Origin of the sequence: Clostridium tertium (assembly GCF_902652255.1) — a bacterium.
Lineage (GTDB): Bacteria > Bacillota > Clostridia > Clostridiales > Clostridiaceae > Clostridium > Clostridium tertium_A.
On record NZ_CACRTO010000037.1, the window covers coordinates 88,255 to 104,172 of the forward strand.

A 15,918-nucleotide genomic window follows, 5' to 3' on the forward strand; every position below is an offset into this window, starting at 1 on the left:
AGGTAGATTAAATTGATAGATTTTGATGTTCTAGAAGGTGAAATTAAAAAAGGTAAAATAGAAAATTCGTATATATTTTGTGGCTTAGATGAAGAGTTAATAAAAGAAGGAGTAAATTTAATCGTAGATAAGTCTATAGATAAGAGTCTTTTAGATTTAAATTACATAAGGTTAGATGGATTGACTACTACTTTTGAAGATATTATGAACGCCTGTGAAACTATGCCTTTTATGGGAGAAAATAAGGTTGTAGTTGTGTATAGAAGTAATTTTCTTAAGGATAAATGTGATGCTTCTTCAACTAAATTATATAATGAAGTCTTAAATTATTTAAAGGATTTACCTTCATACACTGTTTTAGTAATGTATTATTTATTTAATGATAAAAGAGATACACCTAAGAAAAGTAGCAAGATAAGAGCTTTAGAAAAAGTAACTAAGGTAGTGTATTTTGATAAGCTGAAAAAGGATAGATATTATAAAAAAGTTGAAGAGATATTTAAAGAAAAAGGTAAGGATATAGGAAAAGTAGAACTTAGATATTTTGCGGAAAAAGTTCAGCATAACTTCGATATAATAAAAAGAGAAGTTGATAAGATAATATCCTACACAAATGGGAGACAAATTACTAGAGGAGATATAGATAAGCTGATTTTAAATTCTAGCGAGGATGATATATTTGATTTAATAGATTTTATTTCTCAAAGAAAAGTAGAAAAAACTTTAGAGTTACTTAATGATTTACTTTCAACAAGTGATCAGCATATGCTTATAATATCAAATATAGCAAATAACTTTAAAAGACTATATGAAATAAAGATACTTGTTCAAAATGGAGAAAATGTTCATAGTATATCAGGAAAATTTAAGTTACCTGCCTTTGTTTGTGAGAAATTAATAAATCAATGTAATAAATTTACTGTAAAGCAACTACAAGCTTTAATGAAGATTTGTTTAGATACAGAAAATAAATTAAAGACTTCAGGTGTTGATAAAAATATGGAAATGGAATTAATGATTTTTAAAATATTTATGCTAAAATAGATAAAATAATAGCCGACCTTAGGGTCGGCTTCTTATTTGATTACGCCATAGCGTTTAACTTTGCAGCTAATCTTGATTTCTTTCTAGCTACCATGTTCTTGTGACATACTCCTTTTTGAGCAGCCATGTCTAAAGCCTTAACAGCCTTAGGGAAAAGAACGTTAGCTTCTTCTACGTTATTTGCAGCAACAGCTACTTCAAACTTCTTTACAGCAGTCTTTAAAGCTGACTTAATCATTCTGTTTTGAGCAGTTTTAGCTTCAGTAACCTTTATTCTCTTTTTTGCTGATTTAATGTTTGCCATTTCAAATTCACCCCCTTAATAATTTTATAGGGTCTCTTTTGCAGTTCTGGGGAAATCTGCGTTCGAGTTCGTTTTTAACATACTAGATTATATCATTGAAACTTTATAAGTTCAAGTATTAAATTGAAACATTAAGGAAAAATAAAAGGGATAATAGTTTTTATGGAGGTAATTATGAATAATGTATGGACTGATTTAGCTATTGAAGCACGTGATATGTACACTAAAGAAAATAAAAGAGAACTTGATGGTGTTATAGTAGATGAAGAGTTTGAAGATGATATTAAGATTACTACAGTAACAATTGAAAGTGATGATGCAGGTAAGGAACTTGGTAAACCAAAAGGAAATTATATAACTATAGATTTCCCAGAAATTACACATTATGATGGTGAAACTATGGATAAAGTTGCAAAGGTTGTTGATAATGTTTTAGTAAGACTAATAGATGTACCAGAAGAAAAAACTGCTTTAATAGTAGGTCTTGGAAATTGGAATGTTACACCAGATGCTTTAGGACCAAGAGTTACTGAAAAAATTATGGTTACAAGACATTTAAAGCAAGTTATGCCTGATGCCATAGATGATTCAGTTAGGCCTGTATGTTGTATTTCACCGGGAGTGCTAGGTATTACTGGAATAGAAACTGGAGAAGTAGTAAAAGGATTAGTAGATAGAATTAAACCAGACTTTGTAATATGCATAGATGCTTTAGGATCAAGAAAGCTAGAAAGGGTAAATAGAACGATCCAAATTAGTGATAGTGGTATATCTCCTGGAGCAGGAGTTGGCAATCATAGAATGAAAATAAATGAAGAAGCTTTAGGTGTTAAAGTAATTGCTATAGGAGTTCCTACAGTAGTTCATGCAGCAACTATTGCTAATGATACTATAGATTTAGTTTTAGATGAATTATCTAAGCAATCCAAAAGCGGTACAGAATTTTATAAAATGTTAAGTTCTGTAGATAAAATTGAAAAAAGTAACTTAATTAGAGAAATATTAAATCCTTCATTTGGTGATTTGATGGTAACTCCTAAAGAAGTGGATACTGTAATTGAATCTTTATCTAAAATAATTGCTAATGGGATAAATATGGCTATACAGCCTAACCTTGATATGGAAGATATTAATAAATTTATGAATTAGAATATTATTTTATAAATTTATTAATAATTATGTAACTCTCCTAATATAAATAATAAAGGAAGGGGGAGTTGCATGTATTCTTTAGGTCAAAAATTACCTAGAAAAAATTTAAAAAGGGGTGGGAGTTCAGGATTTAGTAAAAATAATTTTAGCGTTGGATATTTGATAATTATAATAGCGTTTATAATTTTTTTAATAAGGTCGGTTAGTGTTATTAATAATTATGGGGAAAGAGGAGGATTTGCATATGTACAAATGCTTAATTTTTCTGTTCCCTTAGTAGAAACACAAATATATGATGAGGCTCAATATGCAGATAATAGCCTTTCTTTAAAAAATGTTGTACTTGAAGCCTTAGGTATAAGAGGTATAAATGGATATAGCATAGTTGCTAAGGAAATAAGTTTATTTAATAGCATATTAGGAAATGATTCTTTAAGAACTAATATTAGCAAGCTAACCCCATTTTCCTTAAATAATAATAGTATAGCTAAAATGACTCCAGAGGAAATTGCAGAACTTAATAAGGTTAGTGCAGCTTATGATCCAAGCTTAAAGAAGTCTTTAGATAATTCAAAGCCAGAAGTACTTATTCTTCATACTCATACTACAGAAAATTACTCCGAAAGAGAAAACTTAACTACTGATAATGATTTTAATGTATCAGGAGTTGGTGATGTTTTAGCTAAAGAGCTAGAAGAAGGCTATGGTATTTCTGTAATTCATGATAAAACTAATCATAGTGTAGCTTATAATGATAGTTATGCTAGATCTAATGAAACACTTAAAAAATATTTGAATAAATATGGCGATTTTAAGGTAATAATAGATCTTCATAGAGATGGAGTTGATGGTGCTAGAGCTGAACAATTAAAAAATGTTTATACTGTAAATATGAATGATCAAGATTTAGCAAAAATGATGTTTGTTACTGCACCTAATAGTAGTAGGTATGAAGCCAATAAAGCATTTGTTGAAAATCTATATAATATTGGAAATGAATTATTTCCAGGTTTAATAAGAGATATCCATGAAATTAATCCAGCTGCAACAGCTATCAATTACAGTTTAAGTGATAATTTTATACTTATAGAAGATGGATCTAATGTAAATACAGCACAAGAAGCAAAACTAACAAGTAAATATATTGCAAGAATAATTGCTGAGCATCTTAATAAATAAACTGAATAAAAAATATATATTTTGAGCATCCTTTAGATATAAAAACTAGGGGGTGCCATTTTGTTTAATAAGAAAGTTATACTAGGACTCTCAGTATTTTTTCTGATTATAATGTTGGGATTTATTAAGATTAATACTATAAATACTAAAGCATTGTCGCCAGTTGGAAATACTGAGGATAATTATGAATTAGTAAAAGAAGAGTTTGGTGAAGAATTTCAAGAATTTATAAAAGATAATGCGGAAGTGAAAATTTATGAACCAAGCAATATCAATAATAACAATCCAACTATTAAAGTTGGAAGCAAAGAGCTTATAGTTGATTTAAATAATAAAGTTACAAAGCAAATATATAACTTAGGTGGATATATATATAATGGTTTTAATAATATTATAAATAAGTTCGATAAAAAGTCAGAAAGTGATATTGAATCAAGTAATAACACTGAAGAAGGTAGAAATACGGAAAATAATAAAGATGAAAGTAATTCTAATAACAGCAGTAAGGAATTAGATAATATTATTAATAATTATTTAGAAAGTATGGATAATTAGATGAATAGTACGACTACCAAACATTTATATTGACACATAACCTAGGCTTTGTGATATAATTTACCTTGATTTAATTTATAATGGGGGTGAAGTGACTATTTGCCTAAGTGCAATAGTTTTATATATGAGTAATAATAGACAACAGCATATTAGAAATTTTTCAATAGTAGCCCATATAGATCATGGGAAATCAACCCTAGCTGACAGATTATTAGAAGCCACAGGAACTCTTACTCAAAGAGAAATGGAAGAGCAAATCCTTGATAATATGGAAATTGAAAGAGAAAGAGGAATTACTATTAAGTCTCAAGCTGCAAGACTTATTTATAGAAGACCTGATGGAGAGGAATATATTTTAAATTTAATAGATACTCCAGGACATGTAGATTTTACATATGAGGTATCAAGAAGTTTAGCAGCATGTGAAGGTGCAGTGTTAGTAGTTGATGCTACACAAGGAGTTCAAGCACAAACTCTAGCTAACTGTTATTTAGCTTTAAATAATGATTTAGAAATAGCACCAGTTATTAATAAAGTTGACCTTCAATCAGCAAGACCTGACGAAGTTAAACAAGAAATTGAAGATATTATTGGAATAGAAGCAGAGGATGCTCCTATGATTTCAGCAAAAACTGGTTTAAATATTCAAGATGTATTAGAAACAGTAGTTGAGAAGGTACCAGCACCGAATGGTGATGAAGATGCTCCTCTTAAAGCATTAATCTTTGATTCATACTATGATAGCTACAAAGGAGTAGTTTCTTACGTTAGAATATTTGATGGTAAAGTTAAGCCAGGAACTAAAATAAAGTTAATGGCAACTAATAAAGTTTATGAAGTAACAGAAGTTGGAGTATTCACTCCTAAAACTTTACCTATAAATGAATTAAGTGCAGGAGACGTTGGATATATTGCAGCTTCTATTAAGAATGTAAGAGATGCAAGAGTTGGTGATACTATAACTGAAGCTGATAGACCTATTAAGGAAGCATTACCAGGTTATAAGCCTGCTGTTCCTATGGTTTATTCAGGTATATATCCAGTGGATGGAGCAAAGTATCAAGAATTAAAAGATGCTTTAGAAAAGCTTCAAATTAACGATGCAGCATTAAATTTTGAGCCTGAAACATCAATTGCTTTAGGATTTGGATTTAGATGCGGATTCTTAGGATTATTACATATGGAAATAATTCAAGAAAGAATAGAAAGAGAATTTAATTTAGATATTATTACAACTGCACCATCAGTTATATATAAGGTAATAAAGACTAATGGTGAAGTTATTGAACTTACTAACCCAACTAACCTTCCAGAAGCAACTGAAATAGAATATATGGAAGAACCTATAGTTAAGGCTAGTATAATAGCTCCTTCAGATTATGTTGGTGCTGTAATGGAATTATGTCAAGAAAGAAGAGGAACATTTATTGACATGCAATATTTAGAAGCAACTAGAGTTTCTATAAATTATGATATTCCATTAAATGAAATAGTATATGATTTCTTTGATACATTAAAATCTAGAACTAGAGGATATGCATCATTAGATTATGAATTTAAGGGATATACTCAAACTGAATTAGTTAAGCTTGACATTATGTTAAATGGTGATGTTGTAGATGCTTTATCTATGATAGTACCTAGAGAAAAAGCTTATGATAAAGGTAGAGGTATAGCTGAAAAGCTTAAAGAAATAATCCCAAGGCAAATGTTTGAAGTTCCAATTCAAGCTGCTGTAGGGTCAAAGATAATAGCAAGAGAAACTGTTAAAGCTATGAGAAAAGACGTTCTTGCAAAATGTTATGGTGGAGATATTTCTAGAAAGAAAAAGCTATTAGAAAAGCAAAAAGAAGGAAAGAAGAGAATGAGACAAGTGGGCTCAGTTGAAATTCCTCAAGAAGCATTTATGGCTGTATTAAAAGTAGACTAATATATAACAAAAGAGGCTGTTGTAGTGCTATAAATTAGCATAACAACAGCCTCTTTGTGATAGATAACTATAAGAGTAAGGTGGTAATTGTATTAGTATATCAACCTTTGTTAATATACTTTATTATACATCGAAAAATAAAGATATGTTACAATAAATTTTATTTTAAATATATATTTTCTATAAATTTATAGAGATCTTCAGTATTGGCAGATTTACCTATTTGTCTTAGAAGGAAAATGAGTTTATAGTTATCCAATTGTATAAATTTTGGAACCTTTGGATTTATTCTAAAATAGTTATCTTTTAAAATTTCTTTTGAATACAAATCTTCTAGGCTAGACATTCCATCCATTAATAATGAGAGAAGTGGGGACTTCATTTTAGAGAATGGATGAAAGGACCATTGGATTATTCCCCATTTATTAGTTTTTCCGCTTATCCTTTCGGGGCTATCTCCTGTTCCTATAGATAATAGAACTATATCCTTTGATGTTAAAGATGGCATGCTTTCTAAAATAGATAATATAGTTACAGCTGTAGGAGAATTAGCAATTACGCCACCATCTATATAACCTTTATGAGAAGGAAAGAAGGTAGGGGCAGCGGAACTGGCTAGAATTGCATCAATTACACTAGTATTACGGGTTTTACTTTTAGGTAAATTGCTAAAGAATTTTGGATACCAAGAAATTGTTTTTTCATCTCCTAAGTAAAAGGCAGGTATGAAAATATATTTCTTAAAGTCTGATATTAAAAAGTTTTTAGGAAAATAGTCTTCAATCATATCTTTTAAATTATTATTTTTATATTTAGGTCTAATTAAGTTTAGACTTGATTGAGAAAATATCTTTTTAGCCTCTTTTTCACTGTATAAGTGATTTAGTGATTTTAAATCATAACCTTTAGCTAATAGAGTAGCAATTATTGATCCTGTTGAAGTACCTGTAAAAAGGTCTATATTATCTAAGAAGTTAGGAAATTTCTTTAGGATATTATTTAAGATTTCAAGGCTTAAGGCACCCTTGACACCACCACCATCAAAAGCAAGTATTCTAAATTTCTTCAATTTAAACTCCTATAAGAATAAATAATTTTATATCATGATATTCAAAAGTTTTTTTATTGATATAAAGATATAAGTAATTAAATTATAAAAATTAAAATATATTTAATGTGTAAAGTAAATTTAGTGAGGTGGATTTGTGTTAGAAGTAAAGGTTAGAGATTTAAAAAAGAAGGGTAAGACTTTAAGAAATAATGGAATAATAACTGGTACACTAATAAGAAAAGATGGAAGAGTATTTAATGTAGAAGTGGATGGAAATAAACTTGATACATTAGTAAAAAGGAATGGATTAAGTTTAAGGTTACAAATAAATTTTGAAGGAGAAGTCATTAATACTAAGATTAATAGGGTTCAGAGAGATGTTCTTCTCCATAACATAATTAATGTAGATTTATTTGAAGAATAGAGGTTGTTTTAAAATGCTTTTTGAATAATTAGAAGTTGTTGGTGAAGTAAAAGCTACTAGACCTTAGAGTTGTTGGTTTGTCTGAGTAAATGCGAATTCTACCAAAAATCTTGGTTTAGTAGCTTTTTAAAATTTTTAATAGATTCATCTACTTTAGGCAAGCTTCAGTAGATGGGCTTTAATACTAAGTTCAGTTATCCTTTCACTCAACTTCACTAAGTATTCAATTCCTCTTTTTGTAGCCATTAGATTATTGAGCTATTATATTTATCTTTACTGTTATCTTCGCATTTTATTAAAATTTATATATAATGAGTATAATAAGAATTTATTTTAGAAAGAGTTGATAATATGGAAAATAAAAAAGAGTTATCTCTTTATATACATATACCATTTTGCAAACAGAAATGTTTCTATTGCGATTTTCCTTCCTATGCATCTATAGATTACTTAAGGGAAGATTATGTTAAGGCTTTATGCAAAGAGATAGAAGAAAAAGCTATTAATTATAAAATAAAAAGTATTTTTATTGGTGGTGGAACACCTTCATATTTAGAAGTGAAAGAAATAGATAAATTGCTTAAAACAATTAGTAAATTAGATTTAGAAGAAGGAATGGAGTTTACTATGGAATGCAATCCAGGAGCTTTAGAAGAAGAAAAGCTTAGGACAATGATAGAAGGTGGAGTAAACAGGATTAGCATGGGACTTCAAGCTGTACAAAATTCACTTCTTAAAGATATAGGAAGAATTCATACATTTAATGAATTTAAAGAAAATTTTAATCTTGCGAGAAAAGTTGGATTTAAGAATATAAATGTTGATTTAATGTTCGGTCTTCCAAATCAAAGTTTTGATGAATGGAAGGAATCTTTAGAAACTATTTCTAGCTTAGAACCTGAACACATTTCAGCTTATAGTTTAATAGTTGAGGAAGGAACAGCCTTTTATAAGCTTTGGGAGAGAAATAAGCTTATATTACCTTCAGAAGAGGATGAAAGAAGGATGTATTCTGAAACTAAAGGGATATTAAAAGAAAAAGGATATCATCAATATGAGATATCCAACTATTCTAAAGAAGGATATGAATGTTATCATAACAAAGTTTATTGGCAAAGTATGAATTACTTAGGAGTAGGATCAGCATCTACTTCATTTATGGATGGGAAAAGGATAAAAAATGTTGAGAATGTAAAAGCTTATATAGACGGAATTATGGATGGGAAGTCAATTGTTTTAGAAGAAAATGATAATTCAAGAGAAGACAATATTGAAGAGTTTGTATTTATGGGACTTAGAATGATTGAAGGAATAAGCAAGGAGGAGTTTAAGAAAAGATTTAAAGTAGATATTTATGAAATATATAATGATGAAATAAATAAAAATATTCAAAAGGGTCTTTTAGTAGAAGATGATGATAGGCTTAAATTAACAGAAAAAGGAATAGAATTTTCCAATTCAGTTATGAGTGATTTTATATTATAAAGCATATAGAAAATCGAAGTAAAAACTAGAAAATTAGAGAAAATTAAAAATAATTTAACTAATTAGAAGCATATTATTTATTTTATCAGTTAATAAAATTGACAAATAAGTTAAGAAATAATATATTGATATTGTAGTCATTAGCACTCGATACTAATGAGTGCTAACAGGTAGAGGTGATATAATGGCTATTGATGAAAGGAAAATAAAAATACTTCAAGCTATCATTAATGACTATATCATGACTGGAGAACCAGTGGGTTCAAGGACTATAGCAAAGAGATATGACTTAGGAGTAGGCTCAGCCACTATTAGAAATGAAATGGCTGATTTAGAAGAGATGGGTTATTTAGAGCAACCACATACTTCAGCGGGAAGAGTACCTTCAAATAAAGGGTATAGATTATATGTTGATAAGCTTATGGAGCTTGGTAGACTGACTAAAGATGAAGAGCTTAAGATTAAGGAATATATAATTGATTCTGCTATGTATGAAGTTGATAAAATTGTAAAGCAAGCATGCTCATTATTATCAGAGCTTACTAATTTAACAACTGTTGTACAGACTCCGTCTGTAAGAAGTAGTTATATAAAATCTATTCAATTGCTTACCATAGATAGTCATAATTTGGTTTCAGTAATAGTAGCAGACAATGGTGTTATTAAAAATCATAGGATAAGAGTTAACAACATGCCTAAAGCTGAAACTATTCAGATGATAAATTTAGTATTAAATTCAAGACTTAAAAATTTAACGATTGAAGAAATTAACTTAGAAGTTATTAATAACTTGAAACAAGAATTAGCAGGCTACGATGAAGTGTTTAATGGAATACTTCCAGCTTTATACGAAACTTTAAAAGAATCAAAAAGTAATGAAGTTTTTGTTGAAGGAGCAACTAATATTTTTAATTATCCTGAATACAACAACATAGAAAAAGCAAAGGAAATATTATCATTAATAAATGACAAAGAAAATTTATTAGATTTAATTGAACCTGGGAATGATATTACTATAAGAATAGGTGAAGAAAATGATTTTCCAGAGGCTAAGGATTGCTCTATCATTTCAGCCGTATATTCTTTAGATGGCAGACCGATAGGTCGTGTTGGACTTATAGGACCAAAGAGAATAAATTATTCTAAAGTAGTGGCTATAATGAATCAAGTTATGAAAGAACTTAATAAGAGCTTAAGAAATCAAATTATAGAATAAGAGAGATGAGGTGTTTTTGTGGAGGATAACAAAGATATTTTAGAGGAAGTTGATAATACTTTAGAAACTGAAGCACAACCAGAAACTGAAATTGATTCTGAAGAAACTACTAATACTGAATCAGAAATTAATGAAACTTCAGATAATGAAGAAAATAATGATAAGGAAAATGAGTTAGATGCTATGCGTAAGTTAAAAGATGAAAACAAAAAGTTAACTAATGAAATTGATACATTAAAAGAAAGACTTCTTAGATTAACAGCTGAATATGAAAATTACAGAAAAAGAACAGCTAAAGAAAAAGAAGGCATTTACACAGATGCTTGTACTGATGTATTGAAAGAAATGATTCCAGTATTAGATAACTTAGAAAGAGCAGTTGAAGTTGAAGGAAACGCTCAAGATATTAAAAAAGGAATAGAAATGACTATAAAAGGCTTTAAAACTTCCTTTGAAAAATTAGGGGTGGAAGAAATTGACGCCACTGGAGAGTTTGATCCAAACTTGCACCAAGCTGTAATGCATATTGAAGATGAAAATCTTAATACTAATACTATAGCTGAAGTATTCCAAAAGGGATATAAAAGAGGAGAAAAAGTAATTAGATATACTGTTGTAAAGGTAGCTAATTAATTAAATAGAAATTTTACTAACTTCAATATATATTTTAGGAGGAAATAAATTATGGGAAAAATTATAGGAATTGATTTAGGAACAACTAACTCTTGTGTAGCTGTTATGGAAGGTGGAGAACCAGTAGTAATCGCTAACTCTGAAGGAGCAAGAACTACTCCATCAGTAGTATCATTCCAAGCAAATGGAGAAAGATTAGTAGGACAAATAGCTAAAAGACAAGCAATTACTAATCCAGATAAAACAATAATTTCAATTAAGAGACATATGGGTACTAACTATAAAGTAACAATAGATGGTAAAGATCATTCACCACAAGAAATATCAGCAATGGTACTTCAAAAAATTAAAGCTGACGCAGAAGCTTACTTAGGTGAAGCTGTAACTCAAGCAGTAATTACAGTTCCAGCATACTTCAATGACTCTGAAAGACAAGCAACTAAAGATGCAGGTAAAATTGCAGGTTTAGAAGTTTTAAGAATTATAAACGAACCAACTGCAGCAGCTTTAGCTTATGGATTAGACAAAATGGATACAAACCAAAAGATATTTGTTTATGACCTTGGTGGTGGTACATTCGACGTATCTATCTTAGAACTTGGAGATGGAGTATTTGAAGTATTATCTACTAATGGAGATACTAAGCTTGGTGGAGATGACTTTGACCAAAGAATTATCGACTTTATGGCTGAAGCGTTTAAAGCTGAAAATGGAATAGATTTAAGAAATGATAAGATGGCTCTTCAAAGATTAAAAGAAGCAGCTGAAAAAGCAAAGATTGAATTATCATCATCAATGCAAACAAACATTAACTTACCATTCATCACTGCTGATGCAACAGGTCCTAAGCATATAGATATGAACTTAACTAGAGCTAAGTTTAACGAAATTACTCATGACTTAGTTGAAAGATCAATAGAGCCAATGAAGAAGGCATTATCAGATGCTAACCTTTCATTAAGTGATATTAATAAAGTAATCTTAGTAGGTGGATCTACTAGAATACCAGCTGTTGTAGATGCAGTTAAGAACTTCACAGGTAAGGAACCATCAAAGGGAGTTAACCCAGATGAATGTGTTGCTGTAGGTGCGGCTATCCAAGCGGGTGTATTAACAGGAGAAGTTAAGGATGTATTATTATTAGATGTTACTCCATTAACATTAGGTATTGAAACTTTAGGAGGAGTTGCAACTCCACTTATAGAAAGAAATACAACAATACCAACTAAGAAGAGTCAAATATTCTCAACTGCAGCAGATGGTCAAACATCAGTTGAAATTCACGTAGTTCAAGGTGAAAGACAAATGGCAGCTGACAACAAGACTTTAGGTAGATTTACATTATCAGGTATTGCTCCAGCACCAAGAGGAATTCCTCAAATAGAAGTTACATTTGATATAGATGCTAATGGATTAGTTAAGGTATCTGCTTTAGATAAGGCTACAAATAAGGAAGCTAATATCACTATTACAGCTTCAACTAACTTAAGTGAAGACGAAGTAGAAAGAGCTGTTAAAGAAGCAGAAAAGTTTGCTGAAGAAGATAAGAAGAGAAAAGAAAAAATAGAAGTTAAAAATAATGCAGATCAAGCTTCTTATCAAACAGCTAAGGCTTTAGAAGAATTAGGAGATAAGGTATCTGCTGATGATAAGGCTAAAGTTCAAGCTAAGTTAGATGAATTAAATAAAGTTAAAGATGGCGAAGATTTAGATGCAATTAAGAATGCTATGGAAGAATTAAATAAAGAATTCTATGCAATTTCATCTAAGATGTATCAAGATGCTCAAGGAGCAGAAGGAGCTCAAGGAGCAGGCTTCGATCCAAACAACATGGGTGGCGCAGGTGCTAGTGAAGCTCCACATGATGACAATGTAGTAGATGCAGATTTTGAAGTTAAAGACGATAAATAGTTGTAACCTATTAATCAGATATATATAATATATGAGGGAAGGCAAAAGTCGTCTTCCCTTTTGTAAAGTTTAAAATGGTGGTGAAAAATAAATGGCAAATAAGGACTATTATGCAGCCCTTGGGCTTGAAAAAGGAGCTTCAGAAGATGAAATTAAGAAAGCCTTTAGAAAGCTTGCTATAAAATATCATCCTGATAAAAATCAAGGCGATAAAGAAGCTGAAAATAAATTTAAAGAAATAAATGAGGCTTATCAAGTACTTTCAGATCCTGAAAAGAAAGAAAGATATGATAAGTTTGGAACAGTTGATTTTGATGGCAGTGGATTTGGATCAGGTGGATTTGGTGGCTTTGACTTTTCTGATATGGGTGGCTTTGGAGATATTTTTGAAAGCTTCTTTGGCGGCGGCAGAAGAAGAAATGGCCCACAAAGAGGTTCGGATTTAGAATACACTGTTAACTTGACTTTTGAAGAAGCTGTTTTTGGTGTTGAAAAAGAAATTTCAATAAATAGAAGCGAATCTTGTGAAACTTGTAGTGGAACAGGAGCAAAAGCTGGTACATCTAAAAAGACATGTCCTACATGTAACGGACAAGGACAAATAAGAGTTCAAAGACAAACTCCATTAGGAAGCTTTGTTAGCACTACAACTTGTAATAACTGTGGTGGAAGCGGAACTGTTATTGAAGAACCTTGTACTACTTGTCATGGAAAAGGTAATGTAAGAAAAAATAGAAAAATAAAAGTTAATATTCCAGCTGGTGTTGATACAGGGAATGTTATGCCTTTAAGAGGACAAGGAAATCATGGAACTAATGATGGTCCTCCTGGAGATTTATATGTAAGAATCAATGTTTCTCCTTCTAAGAAATTTGTAAGAAAAGGTAATGATATTTACTATGATACTCATATTTCTATGGGTAATGCAGCTTTAGGAGTAGAGATAACAGTTCCTACAGTAGATGGTGACGTGAAGTATACTGTTCCATCTGGAACTCAATCAGGTACATTATTTAGATTAAAAGGAAAAGGTGTTCCAAGAGTTAACTCATCAGGTAGAGGAGATCAATACGTTAAGGTTATAGTTGATATTCCTAAGACATTAAATGATAAGCAAAAAGAGGCGTTAAAAGCGTTTATGGAAGCTTGCGGAGAAAAAGTTGGAGAGACAACTCACAAAAAAGGATTAAAAGACCTTTTTAAATAAAATATAAAATAAACTCATTAATACTTATTTAGAAATTATAGATTCTAAAAGTATTAATGAGTTTTTTTGTTTTCTTATAAAAATATTTCAATATGAAATATTTAGTTTGTTTAAAAAATATTATAATACATAAAATAAAAGATAAGGAAATCTTATAGTTTACATAAGAATAAACTATAAAGAAACACTAAACATTAGTGTTATAATTTAAGTTAATAATACATAATAAGAGGTGGAAGATGGAAAAGTTAAAAGAAATTTTATATGGAGAAATTGAAGGGTTCAGAAAAGTAGGACATCAATTTATTAATGGAGAACTTAATTTAATGCAATTTAAGCATGCTTCAGGTGGCTTTGGAGTTTATGCTCACAGAGGTGGAAAAGACTTTATGATAAGGCTTAGAATTCCATCAGGCATAACGGATGTTTCTGAAATGAATACTATATATAATTTTGCTGCTAAATATGGATTAGATAAAATTCATTTTACTACTCGTCAAGCTATTCAGCTTCATGGATTATCTATAGATGAAGTTTGTGATTTGATGAAAGAAGCTTTAGACAATAATATCTACACTAGAGGTGCAGGTGGGAATTTCCCAAGAAATGTTGCTATTTCACCTTTATCAGGTGTAGAGAAAGATGAGGCTTTTGATGTCACACCATATGCTATTAAGGTAGGAAATTATTTCTTAGAAAGAATTTATACATATAAATTACCGAGAAAGCTTAAGGTTTCATTTTCTAGTAATGAAAATGATGAAGGACATTGTACTGTTCAAGATTTAGGATTCCTTGCAGTAAATAAAGATGGTAAGGAATACTTCCAAGTGTATTTAGGTGGTGGACTTGGACAGAACCCTAGGAAAGCAGTTAAGTATAGAGAATTAATAGAACCAAAAGAAGTCTTATATTATGTAGAAGCTATGGTAAGACTATTTATGGCTGAGGGAGACTACACTAACAGAAATAAGGCTCGTATTAGATATATTGTAGAGAGGTTAGGGGAGGAAGAATTCTTAAATTGCTATGAAAAGTATGTAAATGAAGTTAAGAATGACAAGAGTTTAGAAATTGAAGTTAAGCCTAAGGTTTATGATAAAAAGGGAATTAAAACTAATGTAGATAATTCAAGATTAGTTGAACAAAAACAAGAAGGCCTATACAGTGTTTATTTACATCCAATTGGAGGACAATTATTAGTAAAAGATTTAAGAGCAATATTAGACTTAATTGCTAACTTTGAAGATATTGAAATTAGACTTGCAATGACTGAAGGGGTTTACTTTAGAAATCTAAATGGTAAAGAAGCAGAAGAATTATTAAGTCTAACAGAAAATATGAGCGCAAAAACTGATTTTGAACAAAGTGTAGCTTGTATTGGAGTACCTATATGTCAAGTTGGATTATGTAATAGCCAAGGTACATTGCATAGCGTAATTAATTATTTTAAAGAGAATGAAGGTAGATTAGATATATTACCTAAAATACATTTTTCTGGATGCGGAAACTCTTGTGGAGTACATCAGATTAGTGGAATAGGATTTACAGGTAAGAAAAAGAGGGTTGGGGAAGCTATTGAAGAGTGTTTTACTTTATTTGTAAATGGAGCATGTGGTATTGAGAAATCAAGACTAGGAGAAGCTTACGCAGATATTCAAAGTAGTAAGATACCAGAATTTTTATTTAAACTTTCTAAAAAGGTTGAAGAAAGTAACTTAAGCTTTGAAGATTATTTGAGTGATAGAGCAGATGAATTTAAGATTCTAGTGGAAGAATACTCAGTTTAATAATAATTACTTTTGAATTAAAACTAAAGATTTTTAA

14 protein-coding genes are annotated in these 15,918 nt (G+C 30.0%); 12 read left to right on the forward strand and 2 right to left on the reverse strand.

Annotated features, from left to right (window positions below; all coding sequences use genetic code 11):
• Window positions 1-12: 12 nt before the first annotated feature.
• The gene (gene holA, locus GPX08_RS12545) at window positions 13-1,044 is read left to right on the forward strand and encodes a DNA polymerase III subunit delta (protein WP_156627148.1); all 1,032 of its coding nucleotides are present in this window, start codon (window positions 13-15) and stop codon (window positions 1,042-1,044) included.
• 40 nt (window positions 1,045-1,084) lie between these two features.
• Here holA and rpsT read toward each other — a convergent pair whose 3' ends face one another.
• Window positions 1,085-1,348, reverse strand: a complete 264-nt coding sequence (gene rpsT, locus GPX08_RS12550; protein WP_156627149.1) for a 30S ribosomal protein S20 — start codon at window positions 1,346-1,348, stop codon at window positions 1,085-1,087.
• 174 nt (window positions 1,349-1,522) lie between these two features.
• Between rpsT and GPX08_RS12555 the strand changes: the two genes are divergently transcribed.
• The 4 genes from GPX08_RS12555 to lepA all read left to right on the forward strand — a co-directional run bounded on the left by GPX08_RS12555 (window position 1,523) and on the right by lepA (window position 6,164).
• A complete protein-coding gene (locus GPX08_RS12555; protein WP_156627150.1) occupies window positions 1,523-2,497 on the forward strand; it encodes a GPR endopeptidase in 975 nt (324 codons plus the stop codon).
• A gap of 72 nt (window positions 2,498-2,569) precedes the next feature.
• On the forward strand, window positions 2,570-3,679 hold the full coding sequence (locus GPX08_RS12560) for a stage II sporulation protein P (protein WP_156627151.1): 1,110 nt from the start codon (window positions 2,570-2,572) through the stop codon (window positions 3,677-3,679).
• A gap of 60 nt (window positions 3,680-3,739) precedes the next feature.
• On the forward strand, window positions 3,740-4,234 hold the full coding sequence (locus tag GPX08_RS12565; RefSeq protein ID WP_156627152.1) for a hypothetical protein: 495 nt from the start codon (window positions 3,740-3,742) through the stop codon (window positions 4,232-4,234).
• 124 nt (window positions 4,235-4,358) lie between these two features.
• Window positions 4,359-6,164, forward strand: a complete 1,806-nt coding sequence (lepA, locus tag GPX08_RS12570; protein WP_156627191.1) for an elongation factor 4 — start codon at window positions 4,359-4,361, stop codon at window positions 6,162-6,164.
• A 160-nt stretch (window positions 6,165-6,324) separates the two neighbouring features.
• Here the strand turns inward: lepA and GPX08_RS12575 are convergent, their stop codons facing one another.
• Entirely contained in the window at window positions 6,325-7,233 is a 909-nt protein-coding gene (locus GPX08_RS12575) for a patatin (protein WP_156627153.1), read from the reverse strand.
• 136 nt (window positions 7,234-7,369) lie between these two features.
• Between GPX08_RS12575 and GPX08_RS12580 the strand changes: the two genes are divergently transcribed.
• The 7 genes from GPX08_RS12580 (at window position 7,370) to GPX08_RS12610 (ending at window position 15,881) form a co-directional block, all read left to right on the forward strand.
• Complete coding sequence (locus tag GPX08_RS12580; RefSeq protein ID WP_156627154.1) at window positions 7,370-7,639, forward strand: hypothetical protein; 270 nt, start codon at window positions 7,370-7,372, stop codon at window positions 7,637-7,639.
• A 351-nt stretch (window positions 7,640-7,990) separates the two neighbouring features.
• Window positions 7,991-9,124: an oxygen-independent coproporphyrinogen III oxidase gene (locus GPX08_RS12585; protein ID WP_156627155.1), complete on the forward strand. Its 1,134-nt coding sequence runs from the start codon at window positions 7,991-7,993 to the stop codon at window positions 9,122-9,124.
• Between the two features lie 184 nt (window positions 9,125-9,308).
• The gene (gene hrcA, locus GPX08_RS12590) at window positions 9,309-10,340 is read left to right on the forward strand and encodes a heat-inducible transcriptional repressor HrcA (protein ID WP_156627156.1); all 1,032 of its coding nucleotides are present in this window, start codon (window positions 9,309-9,311) and stop codon (window positions 10,338-10,340) included.
• Between the two features lie 18 nt (window positions 10,341-10,358).
• Entirely contained in the window at window positions 10,359-10,973 is a 615-nt protein-coding gene (grpE, locus tag GPX08_RS12595) for a nucleotide exchange factor GrpE (RefSeq protein ID WP_156627157.1), read from the forward strand.
• Window positions 10,974-11,024: 51 nt separating this feature from the next.
• Entirely contained in the window at window positions 11,025-12,884 is a 1,860-nt protein-coding gene (gene dnaK / locus GPX08_RS12600; protein WP_156627158.1) for a molecular chaperone DnaK, read from the forward strand.
• 91 nt (window positions 12,885-12,975) lie between these two features.
• Window positions 12,976-14,091 carry a molecular chaperone DnaJ gene (dnaJ, locus tag GPX08_RS12605; protein ID WP_156627159.1) on the forward strand — a complete coding sequence of 372 codons (1,116 nt, stop codon included), beginning with the start codon at window positions 12,976-12,978 and terminating at the stop codon, window positions 14,089-14,091.
• 239 nt (window positions 14,092-14,330) lie between these two features.
• The gene (locus tag GPX08_RS12610) at window positions 14,331-15,881 is read left to right on the forward strand and encodes a nitrite/sulfite reductase (protein ID WP_156627160.1); all 1,551 of its coding nucleotides are present in this window, start codon (window positions 14,331-14,333) and stop codon (window positions 15,879-15,881) included.
• Window positions 15,882-15,918 lie beyond the last annotated feature (37 nt).